This window comes from Morganella morganii (assembly GCF_019243775.1).
GTDB classification, from domain to species: domain Bacteria; phylum Pseudomonadota; class Gammaproteobacteria; order Enterobacterales; family Enterobacteriaceae; genus Morganella; species Morganella morganii.
Window position 1 is genome coordinate 2,998,385 of sequence record NZ_CP069157.1, and the last position, 21,740, is coordinate 3,020,124.

Sequence of the window (21,740 nt, forward strand, 5' to 3'; positions counted from 1 at the left end):
TTTGTGTTGCTCACACTGCCCGGTCAATTATTTTTTATAGCTGTAACCGGCTGAGAAATTCTCACGCGCCTGCTCCTGAGCGGCATCGAAGAAGGTTGCCACCTCTTCTGCTGTCTGTTTCGGCAGCTTTTTCGCCGCTTTCTGAATACGGCGCAGTGCTTCTGTCGCATCAGAACGGATTTTGTCGGTATTCTGCTGTGTCAGCTTACCAAAGCGTTTTTTCACATCGCCGTTGATAATCACCGTATCCACACCGGATGATGTGGTCTGCAGAACCACTGAGCCCGCCGGATAACTGGACGGTACGAAGGCTTCTTTCTGGGAAACGATAATAATATCCGCTTTTTTACCTTTGGTAATCGAGCCGATCTCTTTCTCCATCCCCATCGCTTCCGCACTGCCGTGTGTTGCCCAGGTCAGCGCATCGCGCACACTCAGGTCAATTTTGGTGGTGGTTTTGCCGGTGCGGTTTGCTTCTGCTTCGCTGTCCATACAACGCTGGAACTGAAGACCCAGACGCATCTGCGAGAACAGGTCACCGGAGCCGACACAGACAATATCGCTGCTCAGGCCGGGTTTAAAACCGTGGTCAAGACTGGCGCGGAACGGCGGACGCCCCATCCCCATCTGCATTTCAGTTTCCGGCGCGATAGAGACTTTACCGCCGGTCTCTTTCAGGATTTTCCACTCGCTGTTATCCAGCGAAGTACAGTGAATGTGGAGATGGCCGGGCTTCAGCAGATTATTGTGTTTCAGCTCATGTAACCCTTTCAGCAGAATGGATTTTTCTGCCGCACCGGTATGAGATGCCACAAAGATACCCAGGTCATTGGCCAGCTCAATCTCTTTCGCGGTATGCGCAAACGGAATGGTACCGAAATCACTCAGCAGCACACCCATCTGGTTCAGGGTTTTATTACCGGAACCATAATATTGCTGATGAATATTTTTCATCACATCCAGGCGCTGCTGATGGCTGCGGAACCGGTTACTGCCTTTATAATCATAGGCCTGCATACCATAAGCATAGATACTGCGGATCCCGGAGGCACGCAGGGATTCAATCGCCGCCGGCGCATGATCCGGTGAGTTAACACAGTCACAGCAGTCAAGAATGGTGGTTACCCCGGCATTCAGTGCCTCAACCGATCCCACCAGTGCCGCCATGCGGATATCTTCCGGCTCCATGACTGAACCGATGCCGTAGAAAGTAGAGCCGAGGAAACCGGCCAGTGACATATCCGCGGAGATCCCGCGCAGCAGTGACATCCAGGTATGACGGTGGCTGTCGATAATCCCCGGCAGGATAATACCGCCGTCCGCATCAATCAGCTCCGCATCAACCCCGGCAAATTTGGACACCGGGCCGACATCGACGATTTTATCGCCGTCAACCAGCACCGCACCGTCTTCAATATCACCATACTGCTCATCCATAGTGATAAGATAGCCGTTATAAATCAGCTTCTTACGCTTATCTGTTTTGATATAACTTTTATTTTTATCATCTGCCCCTGTCAGCACGGCATTGCCGCCTGCTAATGCAGAATGGCTGCCGAGCGCACCGGCCGCCAGCCCCATTGTGCCGAGACCGGCATTTTTCAGGAAAGATCGTCTTGAAGGATCCTGCGCTTTTTCTGTCATTTGATTATTACTCCTCACACGGTTAACAGACACCATAAGTGTACTAATTAGTACGGTTTTTAAAGTCTAACAAGACTCATTTGTATTAACCAGTACATATTGTGTGATTTCCTGAATTGACAGATACCGGGCACAGTTTTTGTTGTGATCTTTTTTTATACTGGCAAACTTATTTTTTGCATGAATATCAGGGAAGAAACCATAATGCGCCTGTCTCATTCATTTCTCAGGGGAACCGTTGTACTGCTGCTGTGCGGGATGTTAAGCGGCTGCGGGGTGTTTTATGGTGCCATGTGCGGCGGTATGGCTATATTTACGCCGTCAGAATCGGTGACCAAAATCCCGGCACCGGATGCGGTGACCGGTCAGCCGTATGAGCAAACGATTGAAATCACCCGGCACGCAGGAATGATCCCGTTTTATGTCAGTGAGAAACCGGACTGGATGACGGTCACACTGATGTCAAAAAATGAGGCCGGGGAATGGATACCGCTTATCACCGGTGAGGAGTGGCAGACACGGGTGATGAAAGCCGATCAGCGCCCGCTGATCGCTGCCCGTTTGCAGGGAACACCGGCGGAGCGCGGGAAAGTCAGGGTAAATATCAAAGGAATGTCTTACCGCAACATGTGCGGAAACTCAGACCCGGTCTATTCTGTGCGGCTGACAGTGAAAAAAGCGGAGTAATTACTTACTCCTCCGTTCCTGAATATACAGCACCACTGACGGCACGCTCTGAATAATCAGCATGCGGAGAATATGGTTAAGCATGACAAAACCCGCATCTATCCCCATCGCAATTGCGGCGAATGTCATGGCTTCCATGCTGCCGGGCGCCCAGGAGAGCAGCAGCATCGGGAAGGAAAAACCGGTCAGGTGAGACGCCCCGAATGCAATCAGTGCAGTCAGCACAATATTGATCAGCACCACCTGAGCGGACGTCACCATATTGCGCAGCAGTGATCTCAGCGGAAACAGAACAAAATAGCTCCCGATATACATGCCGATCAGCGTCATACTGATATCATTCAGCAGCAGCGGGAAAACAATGTAAGTACTCACCATGCTCTGCACCGCAATCGCCGTGCCCAGTGATGTCAGCATAAACGGTGCCGGGACATTGATTTTTTCCAGCGCTTTGCCGGACAGATACCCGCACACCACAATCACCAGCAGCCACAGCACGGACACCAGACTCTGCGGCGGAATATCCGCAGGCGGCGGGACAGGATGATCACTGCCGACCACCACACCCGCCAGCATAATCAGAATAATCAGGCGGATAGTATGAGAAATCACTACCTTCTGCGGCGGTGTACCGGTGTGATCCATCAGCGCCAGAATTGCCGCCATTGCCCCCGGCACCGCTCCCAGCAGAGATTCCTGAACTGACCACCCCACCCGTTTGCGGAACCAGAGAAAACTGACGGTAAACTGCACCGCCAGACACGACACCATGATGAGCATAATCAGCAGAAGATGATCAAACTGACTGAGATCGACACGGGTAAACATCAGCCCGACGGATGTTCCGAGCACCATCTGAACAAAGGTTAATGTTCCCTTAGGAATAGTGAGCGAAACATTGAAACGGTGCGCAATAATAATCAGAATGATGGGGCCGAACATCAGCGCCATCGGCACGTTCAGGTATGCCAGCAATAATCCGGCCGCAAAACAGGCCGAAATCCCTGCTGCAGTTTTGATAATATTCATATTGTTATAATGTCAGCCGGTTGCCGGAACAGAAAATCAGTCTATCACCGGAATCAATTAATTACAGGGGATATAATTATGCGCGTAACTTTCTCACCGTCAGAGGCGGAAATCAGTGTGGTGCACGGAAGATAAGAGAACAGCCGTGATTACGGCTGCTCATCCTGTTGTGCCCGGCTGTCCGCCATGGCCTGATTCAGAATCGCTTTTGCCATCCACTGGGTAATATCGATGACTTCACCGTCATTCATCTTCCAGATATCTTTCATCACCAGGAACACTTCCGAACCGTACACCAGCGAGAATGCACGGATCACTTTATCCAGTGTTTCCTGATCGACATGCGCCTTCAGCGGCTCGGTGACATTAGCCAGAATCGCCTTGCGGTGCCCTCTGACCAGTTTTTTCTCATCATTAGTCTGGGATTTGGCCGAAGCCGAGCGATCCTGCGCCCACTGCTGCAACGACACATACAATGCCGCACGCAGTGCACCTTCGTGGCGGAACATCTGCGGATAAGCGAAAGCCAGCAATTGCTCCATCCGGTCGCGGGTTTCCGGGCTGTCGGAGCGCCAGGTCAGAATCGGGCCGAGGCTCGCATCCACGGTGGCGGCGATTAAATCACTTTGTGCCGGAAAATAGCGGTAAGCCGTTGCCCGTGACACACCGGCTTCCGCTGCCAGTTCAGAGACTGACGGCATCGCGCCCTGTTCAAACAGTGCCAGCGCGGTATTAACCAGCAGATTAAATGTCCGCTTCCGTGTGCCGGAGTAAGGTGCCCCATCATCAGTACAGGCCATAACTGATTTTCCTTTAACAATTTTCTGTGAATTTTGCGCGGCTATCTTACACAACATCCCCGCCGGCAACACCCTTATGGTGTTTTTTTTTATCAAAAAACTGATTTAAAGATAGACAAATTGAGATGCATGTCTCAAAATCAGCCAAACAAAATGATACTACAGTCTCATTCTGGTTATGATGCGTTATCAGACATCCGATATCCCTTTGAGGTTAACCATGAACAGCAATAAAGGCGCTGTCTATATCGCCACAACGCTCGATACCAAAAGTGATGAGATTTTTTATGTCAGTGAGCTGATCCAGCGCACCGGCCTGGCTGTAAAGACTGTGGATTTAACCACAAAACCCGGTCAGCTGACCCGGGAAGCGGATGTCTGCGCCCGCGACGTCGCCGCCTGTCACCCTGACGGCGAAAGCGCGGTTTTCTGCGGCGACCGCGGCCGTGCTATCGCGGCAATGGCTGTCGCCTTTGAACGTTTCCTTGCAAAACAAAATGATATTGCAGCACTTCTCGGTTTGGGCGGATCCGGTGGAACGGCACTGATTACACCAGCAATGCAATCCCTGCCTGTCGGCATCCCTAAACTCATGGTTTCCACCATGGCCTCCGGTGATATTTCCGGCTATATCGGCGCAAGCGATATTGCCATGCTCTACTCTGTCACTGATGTCTCCGGCCTGAACCGAATTTCACGTAAAGTTCTCCGTAATGCGGCTAATCAGATTGCCGGGGCGGTTTATTTCTGTCAGGAAGAGCAGGTTACTGATAAACCCGCCATTGCCCTGACTATGTTCGGCGTCACCACACCGTGTATCCAGCAAATCAGCAAAGAACTGGAAGCGGATTACGATTGTCTGGTCTTTCATGCGACCGGCAGCGGCGGTAAAGCGATGGAAAAACTGGCGGATGACCATCTGTTCGACAGTATCCTTGACCTGACCACCACGGAAGTGTGTGACTATCTTTTCGGCGGCGTTCTGGCCTGTGATGAAGACCGTTTCGGCGCCATTGCCCGTTCGCAGACGCCGTATATCGGCTCCTGCGGCGCACTGGATATGGTCAATTTCGGCCGCCCGTCCACCGTACCGGAAAAATACGCCGATCGTCAGTTCTATCACCACAACGCCCAGGTCACCCTGATGCGTACCACCCCGGAAGAAAATGCACAGATGGGGCGCTGGATTGCGGAAAAACTCAACCAGTGTCACGGCGATGTCATTTTTATCATTCCGGAAGGCGGTTTCTCCGCCCTGGATGCTGAAGGTATGCCTTTCTGGTCGCCGGATGCAGACCGCGCCTTTATTGAGGCGTTCGAAACTCATTATAAACAAACAGAAAAACGTATTTTACGCAAATGCCCGTATCACATTAATGACCCGGAATTTACCCGTTTTGTCATTGATCAACACCAGCAATTACGGGCGAAATAAGGAGACACAAGATGCCACTTTCCCGTGACGCATTACTGAAAAAATTCAATGACATGATTTCACGCGGCGAGCCGATTATCGGCGGCGGTGCCGGTACCGGTCTGTCAGCAAAATGTGAGGAAGCCGGCGGTATCGATCTCATCGTTATCTATAACTCCGGCCGTTACCGCATGGCAGGACGCGGCTCACTGGCCGGTCTGCTGGCTTACGGTAATGCCAACGAAATCGTCATGGATATGGCAAAAGAAGTGCTGCCGGTCGTGAAACATACGCCGGTTCTGGCGGGTGTCAACGGCACGGATCCGTTCTGTCAGTTTGATAAATTCCTGGACGATATCAAAGCCACCGGGTTTTCCGGCGTGCAGAACTTCCCGACAGTCGGCCTGATCGACGGTAAATTCCGCGCCAATCTGGAAGAAACCGGCATGGGTTATGCGCTGGAAGTGGAGATGATCCGCAAGGCACATGAAAAAGATCTGCTGACCACACCGTATGTCTTCAGTCGTGAAGATGCCATTGCCATGACCGAAGCCGGTGCGGATATTCTTGTGCCGCATATGGGTCTGACCACCGGCGGTAATATCGGGGCGGAAACCGCCACCACGCTGGATGACTGTGTTGAGATGATCAATGACTGGGCGAAAGCGGCCAAAGCTGTCCGTCCGGATATTATTGTATTGTGTCACGGCGGCCCTATCGCGACCCCGGAAGATGCACAATACATTTTAGATCGCTGCCCGGACTGCCACGGTTTTTACGGTGCCAGTTCCATGGAGCGTTTACCGACAGAAGTGGCATTAAAAGCCACCACAGAAGCGTTTAAAAATATAACAAGATAATTAAATTATTTATTTTTTAAGTCAACACCGGGTGCCTGCAATATATATTGCAGGCATTTTTTATATCAAAAATCCGCCCTCATGAGTCAGCGGACAGGATCATTAATCTCAACAATCCTGCCGCTTAAGTAATGGCTTACCGGTAAACCGGCAACAGGCTGAAACTCGACAAAATATGTACCACCGCGTTCAGTATCCCGAAGCCCAGGATCAGCCAGATCATAGGCTCACCACCCCAGACCCGGAACTGCGGGCTGCCGAAGCGTTTACGGGATGCGCGGGCCAGCAGAGCCGGGACAATCGCCGCCCAGACCGTCGCCGCCAGACCGGCAAAACCGATGGCGTAAATAAAGCCGTTCGGATAGATCAATCCGCCCAGCATCGGCGGGATAAAGGTGACACCGGCGGTTTTCAGGCGGCCAATTTTACTGTCATCAAATTTGAATAAATCCGCCAGATAATCAAACAGCCCCAGCGTCACCCCGAGGAACGAACTGGCCACCGCAAAGTTTGAGAACACAATCAGCAGCAGCTCCAGTCCCCGGCTGTGCAGCACGCCGCTCAGCGCCTGAACCAGCACATCAATATTGCCGCCCTTCTCCGCAATCGGAATAAAGTCCGGACGCGGAATATTCCCCATCGTGCCGAGCATCCAGATGATATAGAGCACCAGCGCCATCAGTGTGCCGATTGTCAGACAGCGGCGGATTTTGCCGGGTTCTTTGCCGTAATATTTCATCAGGCTCGGCACATTACCGTGGAACCCGAAAGAGGCCAGACAAAACGGCAGGGTAAACAATACATAAGGCAGATAAGAAGCGTCCGGCTGTGCCACGTTCAGTAATACCGCCGGTTTCACATTCCACAGCAGACCGCCGAATGTCATAAAGAATGTCAGGATTTTGGCACCGAGCACAATCGTCGTCATCCGGCTGACCGCTTTGGTACTCAGCCAGACAATAAAGGCGACCGCCAGGGCAAACAGAAATCCGCCCAGCCGTGCCGGAAGCGTGATCCCCGCCTGTGCAAAGGTGTGGCTCAGCACCGATCCGCTGGCGGAAATATAGGCATAAGTCAGAATATACAGGACGAACGCAATGGTCAGGCCGTTAATAATATTCCAGCCGTTTCCCAGCAGATCGCGGGTGATCGTGTCAAAACTGGAACCAATCCGGTAATTCAGGTTAGCTTCGAGGATCATTAATCCTGAGTGCAGCATACAAAACCAGGTGAATACCAGTGCTGCAATCGACCAGAAAAACCATGCACCGGACATTACCACCGGCAGGGAAAACATCCCCGCACCAATGATAGTTCCGCCGATAATCATTGCTCCGCCGAATACGGACGGCGAAACAGAGGACGCAGGAACAGTAGCCATAAGAGTACCTCTGGTGGCTTAGTATTATCATTATGTTTGAAATCAGGAGGATGCAGCGCATCCTCCTGTAAGACGACAGGGTTACATGACAGGTTTCAGGCGGGCGACAAAGTGACGCAGAACCGGTGGCTCATAGGTGAATGTCAGCCCTTTGATATCCGCCGCTTTCTCTTTCAGCCGGATAAAGGCATCCGCGATATAATCCATATGGTCATTGGTATAGACACGGCGCGGAATTGTCAGGCGCAGCAGCTCCATCGGTGACGGCTTCTGAATACCGGTTTCCGGGTCACGCCCCAGCAGCAGTGAGCCGATTTCCACCCCGCGGATGCCGGATTCCAGGAACAGCTCATTGTTCAAGGCATGCGCCGGGAACTGATCCCCCGGGATATGCGGCAGCATTTTCTTCGCATCGACAAAGACCGCATGGCCGCCGACCGGATACTGAATCGGGATCCCCGCTTCGCGCAGGCGCTCACCCAGATATTCCACCTGAGTGATACGGTAGCGGAGATAATCCTCATCCATCCCCTCTTCCAGCCCGATAGCCAGCGCCTCCATATCACGTCCGGCGAGACCACCGTAGGTGACAAAGCCTTCCATCGGCACACAGCGGGTGCGCACTTCGTTAAACAGATCTTCGTCATCACGGAAACAGCACAGACCGCCGATATTCACCAGTGAGTCCTTTTTCGCCGACATTGTCAGCATATCGCCGTATTTATACATTTCTTTGACGATCTCTTTCACCGACTTATCCGCATACCCTTTTTCGCGCTGTTTGATAAACCAGGCGTTTTCACAGAAGCGTGCGGAGTCAATCACCACCGGGATATCATGCTTTTTGGCAATGTCATACACGGCTTTCATATTTGCCAGTGATATCGGCTGACCGCCGGAGCTGTTACAGGTCACGGTGGTGACAATTGCGGCCACATTTTTTGCGCCGTGCTCTGCGATTGCCGCATTGAGCAGATCTAAATCAAAATCCCCTTTCCAGTCATAATAGGTTGTTGTATCAAAGGCTTTCGGTGTGACCACGTTGATCGCTTTCGCGCCGTTTAACTCCACATGGGCGGCAGTGGTATCAAAGTGGAAGTTAGAAATAAAGACCGGTTTATCCGCCCCGGCTTTACGGCGGCGGGCGATCAGTGACGGGAACAGGATTTGCTCGGCACCGCGCCCCTGGTGTGTCGGGATAGTGAACGGGTAGCCAATCAGTTTTTTCACCTGATCACAGAGATGATAATAGTTACGGGAACCGGCATACGCCTCATCCCCCATCATCAGCCCGGCCCACTGGCGGTCACTCATGGCACCGGTACCGGAATCGGTCAGCAGGTCAATAAAGACCACATCGCCCGGTAATAAAAACGGGTTATATCCGGCTTCTTTCAGGGCAACTTCCCGCTCATTACGGGTTGTCATACGGATATTTTCAACCATTTTAATACGGAACGGTTCTGGAATACGTTTCATTATTTTATTCTCCGGTTTCGGGCTGCCGGATATATTTATCCGCTGCATTTTTTTGAAAAGAAAATACAGGAATGCAGCCACGTTATATCAGCGTGTTTTTAATTAGTTTTCGTGGTAAATACGCAGACGGAGAATCACTCAGGGAAGAAATTGGAAATACGATGATCAATATTAAACCATGCCTGCACAAAGCAGACACCGGCAAGACGACTTGGGATGGATAAGAAATTCATACACAAAGCCCTCTGGGTGGATAAGTAATGCACAAAATTACATTGAATAATCCTTTTGTCTATGATGAACATCTCAAAATTGCCACATTAAACTATTAAATAATTACGATGATTTCATAAAAAAAATCAAAATACATTAAGCGCAGCTAATCAATTGCTTCGGTAATTAATTACGCGTTCTTTTTTTATCTTCGCACGGCATGGAGAAAAATAAGAATAACATCAGAAAGCGTCCGGCTTGTTTGCTTTTTATGTATTCACAGAAAAAATAAACAACAATAACATTACGTATATAACAGTTAATTTAATTATCGGTTTTGCAGACAATAAAAAAGGGATTTTCATCCCTTTTTTATTACTGTTTTGTGACTGAAATATCACTACACCAGTTTGCTGATCCAGCTGTTGATATCCCCGGCCAGGAAGTTTACCGGCGGGATTTCGATCACACTGTATGCACCCGGCTGCTGACGGCAGGCCGCCCGTGCCGAAGACACCATGAACTGGGAGGTCAGTGCCGGGTTATTGATGTGCATGCTGTATTCAAACAGCTGGTTATGGGTCTTACCGGACACGCCTTTGTGCGTCATGGAAACACCGTGTCCCACATCTTTCAGGGCGTCCACACTGTCCACCTGACGGACGTGCGTCTCATCAGAGGCAAAATAGCTGTCGGCTTTCAGCGCGGCGGTCACGGTATCAATATCATGCCCCGGCTCCAGCTCAACATAGACCATACGGCGGTGAACACCGGTGCCCAGCGGGATTGTCATGGAAAGTGCATCCTTCACACCGGGAATCGCTTTGGCGGCAACACTGTGCCCCATGCTCATCCCAGGCCCGAAGTTGGTGTACGTCAGCCCTTTCGGCGCCATTGCCTGCATCAGCGTGCGGATAATGGAATCCGACCCCGGATCCCAGCCTGCGGAGATGATCGCCGTACACTCACCGGTGCGGGCAATCGGGTCAAGGTGCTCTTTCAGCGCGACAATTTCACTGTGAACATCAAAACTGTCCACGGTATTAATCCCCAGCGCGAGGATCTCTGAAGCAACCGCACGGATGGCGCGGGTCGGCGAGCACAGCAGTGCCACATCCACCTTGCCCAGTTCACGGATATCCGCCACCACCGGATACACGGAATCTGTATCAGCTGCAGACGGGTTGCGGCGCACAATCCCTGCAATCTCAAAATCAGCGGCAGCTTCCAGCGCCTCAATCGCATACTGTCCGATATTGCCGTAACCAACGACGGCGGCTCGTATTTTTTTCACGGAATTCTCTCTGTCATCATTGATTAGTCTGATAAGGAAATCATACTTATTTATGAAAGGAAACATTGATTTCTTAATTAGTTATGAAAAAAATGTTTTATTTTTCACCTTTCGCTATTCTCAGTAATATTATCCTGGTAGAATCCGGCTCCCTGTATCCGTCCCGGAACAAAAATCACACTCTTTACAGAAGGTCGTCATGCATCAGTCTGATGTGACAGAGCGCGGGCTCTTTTCCTTAAGCTGGCCGATTTTTATCGACCTGTTATTACACTTTTCCACCTTCCTGATTAATACCTGGATGGTCAGCCATGTGTCGTCAAAATATCTGGCGGCAATGGCGGTCGGCAATCAGGCGTTTGACCTGTTTATCACTATTTTCAACTTTATCAGTGTCGGGTGCAGTGTGGTGATCGCCCAGTATATCGGAGCGGGCAGACGGGATAAGGCCAGTCAGGCTATTCATATTTCCATCGCGTTTAACCTGCTGCTGGGATTATTGTCCGCCGGGTTTACCATTATTTTCGGCTATAAAATTCTGGAACTGATGAATACGCCGGAACATCTGATGGAAGATGCCTTTAATTATCTGCATATTCTGGGGATCTGTTTAATTCCGGAAGCAGTAACCATCATCCTAGCGGCCTGTCTGCGGGTTTACGGCAGAGCCAAACCGGCGATGTATGTCACGCTGGTCGCCAACGTGGTGACTGTCGTCGGTAACTGCATTGTGCTGTACGGCCTGTTCGGTCTGCCGCAGTACGGGCTGGTCGGTGTCGCCTGGTCCACGGTGGCAGGGCGTCTGATTGCCGTGGCGCTGCTGTGCGGCCTGCTCTTTTACGGTCTGCGGATTAAATTTGTGCCGCGCATGCTGTTTCACTGGTCCAAAAATATGCTGAAGCAGATCCTGCATGTCGGTCTGCCGTCTGCCGGGGAAAACCTGGTCTGGATGCTGCATTATATGGTCGCTATCGCCTTTATCGGACTGATGGGCGAGACCGCACTGGCGGCGCAGACCATCTACTTCCAGTTATCACTGTTTATTATGTTGTTCGGAATAACCATCAGTATCGGGAATGAAATCCTGGTCGGGCATCTGGTCGGGGCAAAACGTTTTGAGGATGCCTATCAGCGCGGCATGAAAAGCCTGAAAACCGGCTTTTTCAGCACCATCCCGATTGTCTTTCTGTTCTGGCTGTTCCGCGACCACCTCGCTTACGGGCTGAGTGACGATCAGGCGGTGATAAAACTGCTGCTGCCGCTGTTCCTGCTGTCAGTCTTCCTCGAACCGGGCCGGACCCTGAATATTGTGATGGTGAACGCCCTGCGTGCCGCCGGCGACGCCCGTTTCCCGCTCTGTACCGCCCTGTTCTTTATGTGGTGTGTGGCGCTGCCGGTCGGCTATGTGCTGGGGATCAAACTTGAGATGGGGATACTGGGGATCTGGATTGGTTTTCTGTGTGATGAGTGGCTGCGCGGGCTCGTCAACACCTGGCGCTGGCGTTCGAAAAAATGGCAGTCAAAACGGCTGGATATTGAGGGCTGATCCTCCGGCAGAATTCCTGCTGCGGCCGCGCAGCGGGAATTACCTGATAAACCAGCTGATAACACCACAACCAGGCAAATAAGAGAAAAAATACAGAGTTATGCTCTGATAAACAGCCATTAACGCAGTTTTTCGTGACTGCTGTCACGGGGTCTCATCACACTTTTTTATTTATGCATAACATAATGCATACAAATCATATTCAATACTTTATTTAAATCAAATAGTTAGATAAGTATTTTTGTCTCTTTCCACCGCCGGACAATTTCTTGCTTTTTTCCCCCCTATCCGCCCTATTTTTTATTTCCGGGAGAAAGTTTTTCTCCGGATTCTGCAAATACCCCTGAATTGTGAAAGGATTTTTCTGCTTCCCTTTCGGTACACTGAGCCGCATAACGGATTCGCGTATTTAAGGCTGAAAAATGGCAACACATCACACCCCTGCTCAATGGAACAATTTTGTCGCGGCACTGCGTCAGTCAGTCAAACCGGCGACAGGCTGCACCGAGCCGATTTCTCTGGCACTGGCCGCCGCGAAAGCCGCCGCCTGCCTCAGCGGTGCACCGACTAAAATCCGCTGCTATGTTTCCCCGAACCTGATGAAAAACGGCCTTGGCGTGACTGTTCCGGGAACAGGTATGACCGGCCTGCCGGTCGCTGCGGCACTCGGCGCTATCGGCGGACAGCCGGATGCCGGCCTGAATGTCCTGTGCGGGGTGACTGCGGACGATATCGCCGCCGGGAAAGCATTTCTTGCCTCCGGTGCGGTGTCTGTGGAAATCAAAGAGCCGTGCAGCCAGGTACTTTACTCTGAAGCCACCGTATACAGCGGTGACGAGCAGGCCACCGTCACTATCTGCGGCGATCATACCCATGTGACGGAAATCAGCCACAACGGCACGATTATTTATCAGGATGATGCGGTCACACATCAGAGCGGCAGCGATAACCCGTTCGCGGATGCCTGCGCCCGTGATATTTATGATTTTGCCACTCAGGCACCGGTTTCGATGATCAATTTTATGCGTCAGGCCGCTGATCTGAATGATGCCCTGGCCCGCGAAGGTATGTCCAACCCGTACGGATTACAAATCGGCCGTTCGCTGGAAAAACAGCGTGAGCGCGGATTGCTGTCAAAAGACCTGCTGTCCGACATTATGATCCGCACCTCATCAGCCTCGGATGCCCGTATGGGCGGCGCACAGCTGCCTGCCATGAGCAACTCCGGCTCCGGTAACCAGGGGATCGCCGCTACCCAGCCGGTGGTGGTGGTCGCGGAATATTTACAGGCGGATGAAGAACAGCTTATCCGTGCCCTGACATTGTCCCACCTGATGGCGATTTATATTCACAGCCAGTTCCCGCCGCTTTCCGCCCTGTGTGCGGCCACGACCGCCTCAATGGGGGCGGCAGCCGGTATCGCATGGTTATTTGAAGGGAAATATGAGCCGGTGGCGATGGCTATCAGCAGCATGATCGGGGATATCACCGGTATTATCTGTGACGGTGCCTCCAACAGCTGCGCGATGAAAGTCTCCAGCGGTGTCAGTGCAGCCTATAAAGCGGTGCTGATGGCGATGAATCAGCAGTGTGTCGGCGGTAACGACGGCATCGTCTGTACCGATGTGGATAAATCCATTGCTAACCTCTGTGCGCTTGCCAGCCTGTCCATGCAGCACACCGACGTGCAGATTATTGAAATCATGGCAAACAAGGCAAAATCAGCCTGATTTTTCCGGGTTTGGCTTTTTAAGGAAGCCCCCTTTCCTTTACCGGCCGCACCGGCCGGTTTTTTCATGCTTTATTTTTACAACGACCTGAGCGGGTGAATACCCGCTGTTATCATGCCGTCAGCGTGGCAAACGCATTACGGATTTCCTGCTCCGGCAGTTGCATGCCGATAAAAATCAGCACACTCTGTTTTACATCATCCTCACGCCATTCGCGGTCAAAATCCGCACTGTAAAGACGCTGAACGCCCTGGAATAACAGGCGGCGCGGCTCATCTTTAATCCAGAGTAACCCTTTGTAACGCAGCATATTATCGGCATAGCTGAGCAGAAGGGTCTCCATCGCGCGGGAAATGGCACTGATTTCCACCGGTTTATCCATGGTGATCACCAGAGACTGAATGTCATTCTGCTGTTTCGGTGCAAAGCGGAACAGCGGCTTGCTGACCTCCACATTATCATCCAGCATAAAACCGCCGACATTAAACAGCAGATTCATGTCGATATCGCCGTTAATCACCTTATACACCGGCGCTTTGGCATTAATCCGCTGTAACCGGGCGAGCAGCGCCTCATTATCCGGCTCAACGTCCGTTTTGGTCAGCAGAATGCGATCCGCGTAACCAATCTGCGCCTGGGCGATAGTGAACTGATCCAGCTGCTGCTGTGCATGTACTGCATCCACCAGCGTGATAATGCCGTCCAGCACATAGCGCTCACACAATTTTTCATTGGAGAAGAAGGTCTGTGTAATCGGGCCGGGATCAGCCATACCGGTGCATTCAATCACCAGGCGGTCAAAATCGATTTTGCCGCTGTCCAGGTTTTCACACAGGTCGAGCAGCGCATCTTCCAGCTCACTTGAGCGGCTGCAGCAGATACACCCGTTGCTCAGGGTTTTTATCTGCGTGGCGCGGTCACCGATAATTTCATCATCGATCGGCACCTCGCCGAATTCATTTTCAATCACAGCAATTTTCTGCCCGTGCTCCTCGTGGAGAATATGGCGCAGCAGTGTGGTTTTACCGGCACCCAGGAAACCGGTCAGGATAGTCACGGAGATAGGTTGCATAATCGGGTCCTTCTTACAGACAGACAGCGGAACAAAGGCTGTCAGAGTAACAAATAACACGGATAATAAAAAAATATCCCCGTACAATGTGACTGACATCATACGGGGGATGAGACTTCAGCGTTACTGCATGCTGTTATCAGTGTGAGGAGGAGACTTTAATTCCCTCTTCCGGAACCGGGATATACGGTGTTTCGTTGTCAGTACGTTCCGGGTTTTTGCTCGCTTTCATCGCAGTACGGATGCCGTAGAAGATGATGCTGTACACAACAACCAGGAAGATAATACTCAGACCGGCGTTGGTGTAGTTGTTCACCACGATGTGCTGCATATTGGCGACCTGCTCAGGCGTTAACGCGACACCTTCAGCAATACGGCGTTTGTACTCATTCGCCAGCCAGAAGAAGCCTTCCAGTTGCGGGTTGTCACTGAACAGTTTCAGACCCAGCGCCCATGTGGTACAAATCAGCAGCCATACCGCAGGAATAGTGGTTACCCAGATATATTTGCTGCGCTTCATCTTAATCAGAACGACGGTGGACAGAACCAGGGCAACAGCCGCCAGCATCTGGTTGGAGATACCGAACAGCGGCCACAGGCTCTTAACGCCGCCCAGCGGATCGACCACGCCCTGATACAGCAGATAACCCCACAGACCCACGCAACCGGCAGTACCGATCACACCGGCAATAAAGGAGTCAGTTTTCTTCAGGAACGGAACGAAGTTACCCAGCAGATCCTGGAGCATAAAGCGGCCGGAACGGGTACCCGCATCCAGTGCAGTCAGAATAAACAGTGCTTCAAACAGGATCCCGAAGTGATACCAGAAGCCCATATCCGCCGCAGGAATGATTTTGTGGAACACATGCGCGATACCTACCGCCAGTGTCGGTGCACCACCCGCACGGTTCAGAACAGACGGCTCACCGATATCTTTGGCGGTCTGTAAAATCTCTTCCGGCGAAATCACAAAGCCCCAGGAACTGACCGTCGCGGCCGCCTGAGCGGTCACATCTTTCAGCTGTGCCATGATCATCGGTGCATCTGCGGTACCGAGGTTATGCAGATCCGGCATGGTGATACCCAGCGCCGCAGGCGGGGTGTTCATCGCAAAATAGAGACCCGGTTCGATAATGGAGGCTGCAACCAGCGCCATAATCGCCACAAAGGATTCCATCAGCATAGCGCCGTAACCGATATAACGGGCATCGGTTTCACAGGCCAGCAGTTTCGGTGTGGTACCGGAAGCAATCAGGGCGTGGAAGCCGGAAACCGCACCACAGGCAATAGTAATAAACAGGAACGGGAACAGAGCACCTTTCCAGACCGGACCGGTTCCGTCAACGAACTGTGTCATGGCCGGCATTTTCAGATCCGGGTTGAGGATAACGATACCCACAGCCAGACCGACGATAACACCGATTTTCAGGAAGGTTGCCAGATAGTCACGCGGAGCCAGAATCAGCCACACCGGCAGCAGAGCGGAAACAAACGCATAGCCGATCAGTGCATAAGTGATAGTGGTATCTTTAAAGGTCAGCGCAGGGCCCCAGTACGGGTCATGTGCAATCACACCACCGAACCAGATAGCCGCTACCAGCAGCACAATACCGATGACAGACACTTCACCGACACGTCCCGGCCGGAGATAGCGCATGTAGATCCCCATAAACAGGGCAATCGGCACAGTGGATACGACGGTGAACACCCCCCACGGACTTTCTGCCAGCGCTTTCACCACAATCAGTGCCAGCACGGCGAGGATGATGATCATAATCAGGAAGCAGCCGAAGAGCGCGATAGTGCCCGGCACGGTTCCCATCTCTTCTTTAACAATCTCACCCAGAGAGGCACCGTTACGGCGCGAGGAGATAAACAGCACCATAAAGTCCTGTACCGCCCCCGCCAGCACCACACCGGCCAGCAGCCAGAGTGTGCCCGGCAGATACCCCATCTGCGCGGCAAGTACCGGCCCGACTAACGGACCCGCACCGGCGATCGCGGCAAAGTGGTGACCGAACAGAACGTTACGGTTAGTCGGAACATAGTTCAGACCATCATTATTAATCACCGCCGGTGTTGACCGGGTCGGATCCAGTTTCATAACCTTTGTTGCGATATACAGGCTGTAGTAGCGGTACGCCACCAGATAGACTGATACCGATGCAACAATGATCCATAATGCACTGACATGCTCGCCGCGGCGTAATGCGACAACGCCGAGACAGAAAGCACCTATAATCCCCAGGATAAACCAGGGAATGTGCTTAAATAAGCGATTAGAGTTCATAACGCACCTTAAATGTGACTGTGATAATCAAAAGGATCCGTATCCGTACGGAAAAAGTGTTTCAGCCGAATAAAATAGAAACTTCCTGCAAGTGTGTTTTATGATAGAAAAATCAAGGCGGGAAACGGGGATTATCCCGTAAGCGGTTGTATAGCAGATTAAGCGGTCACTTTTTACAGCCGGGCGGTTTTATCCGCCTCCCGGGACGGTAAAATTTGTGATCGGGTTAACGTTATGTTTTTTAAATTTTTTCGTGCTTTTTGTTAATTTTTTATGAAAGCGTGCTTTTATCCGCTTTTCTCCGTGATTTATGACCTGAAACCGACAGAAGACAGTAACCGATATGACTAAAAAACCCGGCACACCTCCCGGCAATTTCCGTGCTTATACTGATAAGCAGACACAACGCAACATGCTGTTTCAGCGGGTTCTCCGCCTGCTGACCTTCAGTGTGGTTTTCCTCGCCGGGTTTATGATTTATCAGACCTGGCAGACACAACAGAATGATGTCTATGCTGACGGGCAGATAACCGGTTATCTGCGGACAGAAATGCGTGATACCCGCTCAGGGCAGCAACTGGTCGGCTGGCCGGTGGTGAAATTCGTGACAGCGGATAATAAAATCGTGACCTTTACCTCAACAGATCAGTTACTGTGTCAGTCACAGTGTGAAAACGGTCCGGTGGGTGTTTATTATCAGAAGGATAATCCGGGCAAAGCACAGATAGCGGACTTCGGTGCCCGCTATGGTGAAATGATTGTCTGGGGAGTGGTCGCCTTTATTCTGCTGGTGACCTATATTCTGCACAGCTGGCGCCTGCGGATTCTGGCCCGCCGCCGTTATGGCGCGGCATCATAAGCGGCTGTCCGGCGGTGGTGTCCGGCCGAATCCGGTGATAAGGCCGTAAGGTGAAATACGGAACCAGTGACCGCCGATCCACCAGGAGTGTTCGCCGTCGGTTTCCTCTTCACACCCCACGCCGACTTCGGCGGTACCGTTAGCGAAACCGTACGTGCAGTCATAAATAGCGGGGATCACCACCCGCCCGGTGACACTGTCCGCATAACCGATTTTATTGCCGGAGCGGATACGGTAACGCCCGTCTTCCGGTTCATCCGGCGCACTGTCGAAATAGTACGGCTGATACGGCTCCTGCAGATTACGGTCGACGAAATGGCTGCCGAAAGTGTCTTTATCCCGGTACAGACAGAGCTCAAAGGGATTATCCGGCCTGAAGCAGTTATCCGCCACTGACGGTTCATCCGCGCGGGCCCGTATCCATTCACGGGCTTTTTCTGCCTGCACATCCGTACCGGCAAATGCGGTCAGCGGCAGCAACATCACAAATACGATTCCCGGTATTCTGCATCTCATCGGTTATTCCTCTGCCTGACCACGGTCTGTGATACCTTCCTCTTTATATATACGGGAAGGCTATCACTGATATTACCCCGGTCAGCCGGTGACGACTACTGATGCCGCAGCCTGTTTTGCCGCGTCCACCGCTTCCTGAACAGAAGGTGCCAGCGCCAGGGCAACGCCCATGCGCCGGGAGCCGTCAATCTCCGGTTTGGCAAACAGACGCAGTTGCACAGTCCCGGTCAGAGCGTGCTCCAGCCCGCTGTAACGGACATCACCGCTGCGCAGTGACGGCAGGATCACGGCTGAGGCAGCCGGACGGTACTGCACTATCTCTCCGGCCGGTAATCCGAGAAACGCCCGCACGTGCAGGGCAAATTCAGAGATATTCTGTGAAATCAGGGTGACCAGCCCGGTATCGTGAGGACGCGGAGAAACTTCATTAAAAATAATATCCTCACCACGGACAAACAGCTCAACACCGAACAGGCCATAGCCGCCCAGCCCGTTAACGATAGTCTCCGCCACCTGTTGTGCCCGTGCCAGAACAGCATCCGGCATGGCCTGCGGCTGCCAGGATTCACGGTAATCCCCGCGCTCCTGACGGTGTCCGACCGGCGCACAGAAATGCACACCATCTGCCGCACGGACAGTCAGCAGCGTGATTTCATAATCAAAATCAATCATCCGCTCAACAATCACCCGCCCTTTTCCGGCACGTCCTGCTTCCTGAGAGGCCAGCCAGGCATCGTGCAATGTGTTCTCATCGCGGATAATGCTCTGCCCTTTACCCGATGAACTCATCACCGGCTTGATAATGCAGGGAAATCCAATCTCACCGGCGGCACGGATAAAAGACGCCTCGTCATCCGCAAAGCGGTATTCTGATGTCATCAGCCCCAGCTCTTCCGCAGCCAGGCGGCGGATCCCTTCGCGGTTCATGGTCAGTTTTACCGCATTGGCACAGGGCACGACATGAAAGCCCTCCTGCTCCAGCCGGTATAATGTGTCTGTCGCAATCGCTTCAATTTCCGGCACAATATGGTCAGGCTGCTCTTTCCGGATCACGGCTTCCAGCTCCGCACCGTCCAGCATATTGATCACATAACGGCGGTGCGCAATATGCATAGCCGGTGCATTGTCATAACGATCAACGGCAATCACTTCAATGCCGAGCCGCTGGCACTCAATCGCCACTTCTTTGCCTAATTCACCTGCGCCCAGCAGCATCACCTTTGTGGCACCCGGGCGTAATGCCGTACCTAATGTTGTCATCACTGTCACCTGTTCAGAAATACCGGAAAATTGCGCGCCATTATATACGCAATCGTTTGCTTTAGTCACGAAATAAGCAAATCACCGGCTGTCACAGCGCTCAGCGGGGTTTTATGCCCAGACCGGCTTTTGCTGTATTTTTCCGGTAATGGCGGATAAGAGACAGGATACAGAACAGCAATCCCAGCCAGATCAATGAGAAACTGACGCCTTTGACAGCATCAAAATGCTCATTAAAGAGGAATACCGCCAGCAGGAACTGAATGGTCGGCTCGAGATACTGTGCCAGCCCGATAGTGGTCAGTGTGGTGGAACGCACCGCAGCCGTGAAGAACAGCAGCGGCAGCAGCGTGACAGGCGCGGTCAGTATAAAACAGATTCGGGTAAAGGTATCTGCAGTGCTGAATGTGCCCGCTCCGCTGTTTTCAAGCCAGAAATACAACACAATAGCCACCGGCAGCAGCCAGAGACTCTCAATCAGCAGTGAGGTCGTCAGGTCATAACGGATAAATTTGCGGATAAAGCCGTACAGTGCAAACGCAGAGCCCATCATCAGCGCCAGTTTCGGCAGGCTGCCGTACTGATAAAGCTGATAACCCACCCCGGCACAGACAAAAATCAGCGCGGTTTTCTCTGCCGGTTTCAGGCGTTCATGCAGGAAGATGACACCCAGTAAAATAGAAAACAAGGGGGTGATGAAATATCCCATGCTGGCTTCCAGCACCAAATCATGGGTCATTGAATAGGTAAAGGTGCACCAGGATATTGCCATCACACTGGTACTGAGCAGACAAAGCAGCAGCGAGCGTTTATCAGCCCATACCGCTTTTACCCGGGTACGGTTTTTTAAAAAGAAACGGACAAATAATAACAGCGGAATTGACCAGAGGACGCGCTGGGATAATAACTCCAGCGGCTGCACCCCCGGCAGCAAGCGGTAAAAAAGCGGTGTGATCCCCCAGAGAAAATAAGAAAAAATTGCCAGCATCGCGCCGGATCGCAAAAACATGGTTCAGCCAATCCTGTTTATCATTATGTTATGACTATCATACCCCCCTGCATTAAAAATCCCATGCGCCTGCTCAATTTATTTCCCGTCGCCGGTCTCTCCCGTGCACATCATATTATGTTCACTGAAACCACGCTGTTTACTACGCAGATATAACTATAAAATATCAGTTTCGCTTGATCTTTACATTGATAACGTTAACATAGCAATTATCATTAACACATCATTTTTGGGTATAATTCCTAATATCTGATGTTAACGTTAACTTTGAGTAGTTATAGCTAGATAGATCCCCTGATTTTTTATACTCTGTAAATCACAGTCACTCGCAATACATTGATGATAAAAGATAAATAATCATTTAATGTTCATTACCGCGATAAACAGAGTAACACGTTGGACATTTCCCTCCGGAGATTGAAAAATCTTTCGTGCGGTAGCTTTGTCTCTGAAAAATATCGTCACCTTTTTTTAATTAACTATTTTAACGTTAATATTGAAAGATAAGTAATAATAAATACCACTACGAACCCAAAATCAAAGAAATAACATTAAAATACAACATTGAAAGTTTTGTGTTTAGCTAAAGCGAAATTAACGCTTAATGTTGCACTCAAAACGACAGATAAATCCGTAATTACAAAAATAACGCTGCGC

The 21,740-nt window shown here is 51.4% G+C and carries 18 protein-coding genes; 6 read left to right on the forward strand and 12 right to left on the reverse strand.

Going from position 1 to position 21,740, the window contains the following annotated elements:
* Window positions 1-27 precede the first annotated feature (27 nt).
* A complete protein-coding gene (locus tag JL661_RS14435) occupies window positions 28-1,644 on the reverse strand; it encodes an amidohydrolase family protein (RefSeq protein ID WP_004238940.1) in 1,617 nt (538 codons plus the stop codon).
* 204 nt (window positions 1,645-1,848) lie between these two features.
* Here JL661_RS14435 and JL661_RS14440 point away from each other — a divergent pair, with 204 nt between their 5' ends.
* Entirely contained in the window at window positions 1,849-2,331 is a 483-nt protein-coding gene (locus JL661_RS14440; RefSeq protein ID WP_004236016.1) for a hypothetical protein, read from the forward strand.
* Here the strand turns inward: JL661_RS14440 and JL661_RS14445 are convergent, their stop codons facing one another.
* Together JL661_RS14445 and JL661_RS14450 are read right to left on the reverse strand one after the other, a co-directional pair.
* Window positions 2,332-3,360 (reverse strand): AbrB family transcriptional regulator, encoded by a 1,029-nt coding sequence (locus JL661_RS14445; protein WP_036417963.1) that lies wholly within the window; start codon window positions 3,358-3,360, stop codon window positions 2,332-2,334. It lies immediately after the preceding gene.
* A 149-nt stretch (window positions 3,361-3,509) separates the two neighbouring features.
* Complete coding sequence (locus tag JL661_RS14450) at window positions 3,510-4,160, reverse strand: TetR/AcrR family transcriptional regulator (protein WP_062773040.1); 651 nt, start codon at window positions 4,158-4,160, stop codon at window positions 3,510-3,512.
* Between the two features lie 220 nt (window positions 4,161-4,380).
* Between JL661_RS14450 and JL661_RS14455 the strand changes: the two genes are divergently transcribed.
* Together JL661_RS14455 and JL661_RS14460 are read left to right on the forward strand one after the other, a co-directional pair.
* A complete protein-coding gene (locus JL661_RS14455) occupies window positions 4,381-5,595 on the forward strand; it encodes a Tm-1-like ATP-binding domain-containing protein (RefSeq protein ID WP_046024708.1) in 1,215 nt (404 codons plus the stop codon).
* 11 nt (window positions 5,596-5,606) lie between these two features.
* Window positions 5,607-6,434, forward strand: a complete 828-nt coding sequence (locus JL661_RS14460) for a phosphoenolpyruvate hydrolase family protein (protein WP_024472758.1) — start codon at window positions 5,607-5,609, stop codon at window positions 6,432-6,434.
* 136 nt (window positions 6,435-6,570) lie between these two features.
* Here JL661_RS14460 and mtr read toward each other — a convergent pair whose 3' ends face one another.
* From mtr to JL661_RS14480, 4 genes are all read right to left on the reverse strand, one after another.
* Window positions 6,571-7,815 carry a tryptophan permease gene (mtr, locus tag JL661_RS14465; protein ID WP_024472759.1) on the reverse strand — a complete coding sequence of 415 codons (1,245 nt, stop codon included), beginning with the start codon at window positions 7,813-7,815 and terminating at the stop codon, window positions 6,571-6,573.
* Between the two features lie 81 nt (window positions 7,816-7,896).
* The gene (gene tnaA, locus JL661_RS14470; protein WP_015422483.1) at window positions 7,897-9,294 is read right to left on the reverse strand and encodes a tryptophanase; all 1,398 of its coding nucleotides are present in this window, start codon (window positions 9,292-9,294) and stop codon (window positions 7,897-7,899) included.
* A gap of 134 nt (window positions 9,295-9,428) precedes the next feature.
* A complete protein-coding gene (gene tnaC / locus JL661_RS18690) occupies window positions 9,429-9,599 on the reverse strand; it encodes a tryptophanase leader peptide (protein ID WP_071592710.1) in 171 nt (56 codons plus the stop codon).
* A gap of 308 nt (window positions 9,600-9,907) precedes the next feature.
* Window positions 9,908-10,801, reverse strand: coding sequence for a diaminopimelate dehydrogenase (locus JL661_RS14480; RefSeq protein WP_062773037.1), 894 nt, complete (start codon window positions 10,799-10,801; stop codon window positions 9,908-9,910).
* 199 nt (window positions 10,802-11,000) lie between these two features.
* Between JL661_RS14480 and JL661_RS14485 the strand changes: the two genes are divergently transcribed.
* On the forward strand, window positions 11,001-12,347 hold the full coding sequence (locus JL661_RS14485; RefSeq protein WP_024472761.1) for an MATE family efflux transporter: 1,347 nt from the start codon (window positions 11,001-11,003) through the stop codon (window positions 12,345-12,347).
* A gap of 422 nt (window positions 12,348-12,769) precedes the next feature.
* Window positions 12,770-14,077, forward strand: coding sequence for an L-cysteine desulfidase family protein (locus JL661_RS14490; protein ID WP_024472763.1), 1,308 nt, complete (start codon window positions 12,770-12,772; stop codon window positions 14,075-14,077).
* Window positions 14,078-14,189: 112 nt separating this feature from the next.
* Here JL661_RS14490 and yjiA read toward each other — a convergent pair whose 3' ends face one another.
* Both yjiA and JL661_RS14500 read right to left on the reverse strand, forming a co-directional pair.
* Window positions 14,190-15,149 (reverse strand): GTPase, encoded by a 960-nt coding sequence (gene yjiA / locus JL661_RS14495; RefSeq protein WP_024472764.1) that lies wholly within the window; start codon window positions 15,147-15,149, stop codon window positions 14,190-14,192.
* Between the two features lie 139 nt (window positions 15,150-15,288).
* Window positions 15,289-17,439 (reverse strand): carbon starvation CstA family protein, encoded by a 2,151-nt coding sequence (locus JL661_RS14500; RefSeq protein WP_004236032.1) that lies wholly within the window; start codon window positions 17,437-17,439, stop codon window positions 15,289-15,291.
* A gap of 343 nt (window positions 17,440-17,782) precedes the next feature.
* Between JL661_RS14500 and JL661_RS14505 the strand changes: the two genes are divergently transcribed.
* Complete coding sequence (locus JL661_RS14505; protein WP_024472765.1) at window positions 17,783-18,298, forward strand: DUF3592 domain-containing protein; 516 nt, start codon at window positions 17,783-17,785, stop codon at window positions 18,296-18,298.
* Here JL661_RS14505 and JL661_RS14510 read toward each other — a convergent pair.
* From JL661_RS14510 to rarD, 3 genes are all read right to left on the reverse strand, one after another.
* Complete coding sequence (locus JL661_RS14510; protein WP_225310070.1) at window positions 18,293-18,814, reverse strand: hypothetical protein; 522 nt, start codon at window positions 18,812-18,814, stop codon at window positions 18,293-18,295. The two genes, JL661_RS14505 and JL661_RS14510, sit on opposite strands and share 6 nt — an antisense overlap.
* Window positions 18,815-18,895: 81 nt before the next feature.
* Window positions 18,896-20,074 carry a formate-dependent phosphoribosylglycinamide formyltransferase gene (purT, locus tag JL661_RS14515; RefSeq protein WP_036408590.1) on the reverse strand — a complete coding sequence of 393 codons (1,179 nt, stop codon included), beginning with the start codon at window positions 20,072-20,074 and terminating at the stop codon, window positions 18,896-18,898.
* A gap of 100 nt (window positions 20,075-20,174) precedes the next feature.
* The gene (rarD, locus tag JL661_RS14520; protein WP_024472768.1) at window positions 20,175-21,083 is read right to left on the reverse strand and encodes an EamA family transporter RarD; all 909 of its coding nucleotides are present in this window, start codon (window positions 21,081-21,083) and stop codon (window positions 20,175-20,177) included.
* Window positions 21,084-21,740: the final 657 nt, after the last annotated feature.

Bases quoted from the DNA above. Each gene is read 5' to 3' on its own strand.
- JL661_RS14510 (WP_225310070.1), bottom strand. From the start codon at position 18,814: ATGAGATGCAGAATACCGGGAATCGTATTTGTGATGTTGCTGCCGCTG.
- tnaA (WP_015422483.1), bottom strand. From the start codon at position 9,294: ATGAAACGTATTCCAGAACCGTTCCGTATTAAAATGGTTGAAAATATC.
- JL661_RS14500 (WP_004236032.1), bottom strand. From the start codon at position 17,439: ATGAACTCTAATCGCTTATTTAAGCACATTCCCTGGTTTATCCTGGGG.
- tnaC (WP_071592710.1), bottom strand. From the start codon at position 9,599: ATGTTCATCATAGACAAAAGGATTATTCAATGTAATTTTGTGCATTAC.
- JL661_RS14460 (WP_024472758.1), top strand. From the start codon at position 5,607: ATGCCACTTTCCCGTGACGCATTACTGAAAAAATTCAATGACATGATT.
- JL661_RS14445 (WP_036417963.1), bottom strand. From the start codon at position 3,360: ATGAATATTATCAAAACTGCAGCAGGGATTTCGGCCTGTTTTGCGGCC.
- JL661_RS14450 (WP_062773040.1), bottom strand. From the start codon at position 4,160: ATGGCCTGTACTGATGATGGGGCACCTTACTCCGGCACACGGAAGCGG.
- yjiA (WP_024472764.1), bottom strand. From the start codon at position 15,149: ATGCAACCTATCTCCGTGACTATCCTGACCGGTTTCCTGGGTGCCGGT.
- JL661_RS14440 (WP_004236016.1), top strand. From the start codon at position 1,849: ATGCGCCTGTCTCATTCATTTCTCAGGGGAACCGTTGTACTGCTGCTG.
- rarD (WP_024472768.1), bottom strand. From the start codon at position 21,083: ATGTTTTTGCGATCCGGCGCGATGCTGGCAATTTTTTCTTATTTTCTC.
- JL661_RS14455 (WP_046024708.1), top strand. From the start codon at position 4,381: ATGAACAGCAATAAAGGCGCTGTCTATATCGCCACAACGCTCGATACC.
- JL661_RS14485 (WP_024472761.1), top strand. From the start codon at position 11,001: ATGCATCAGTCTGATGTGACAGAGCGCGGGCTCTTTTCCTTAAGCTGG.
- purT (WP_036408590.1), bottom strand. From the start codon at position 20,074: ATGACAACATTAGGTACGGCATTACGCCCGGGTGCCACAAAGGTGATG.
- mtr (WP_024472759.1), bottom strand. From the start codon at position 7,815: ATGGCTACTGTTCCTGCGTCCTCTGTTTCGCCGTCCGTATTCGGCGGA.
- JL661_RS14505 (WP_024472765.1), top strand. From the start codon at position 17,783: ATGACTAAAAAACCCGGCACACCTCCCGGCAATTTCCGTGCTTATACT.
- JL661_RS14435 (WP_004238940.1), bottom strand. From the start codon at position 1,644: ATGACAGAAAAAGCGCAGGATCCTTCAAGACGATCTTTCCTGAAAAAT.
- JL661_RS14490 (WP_024472763.1), top strand. From the start codon at position 12,770: ATGGCAACACATCACACCCCTGCTCAATGGAACAATTTTGTCGCGGCA.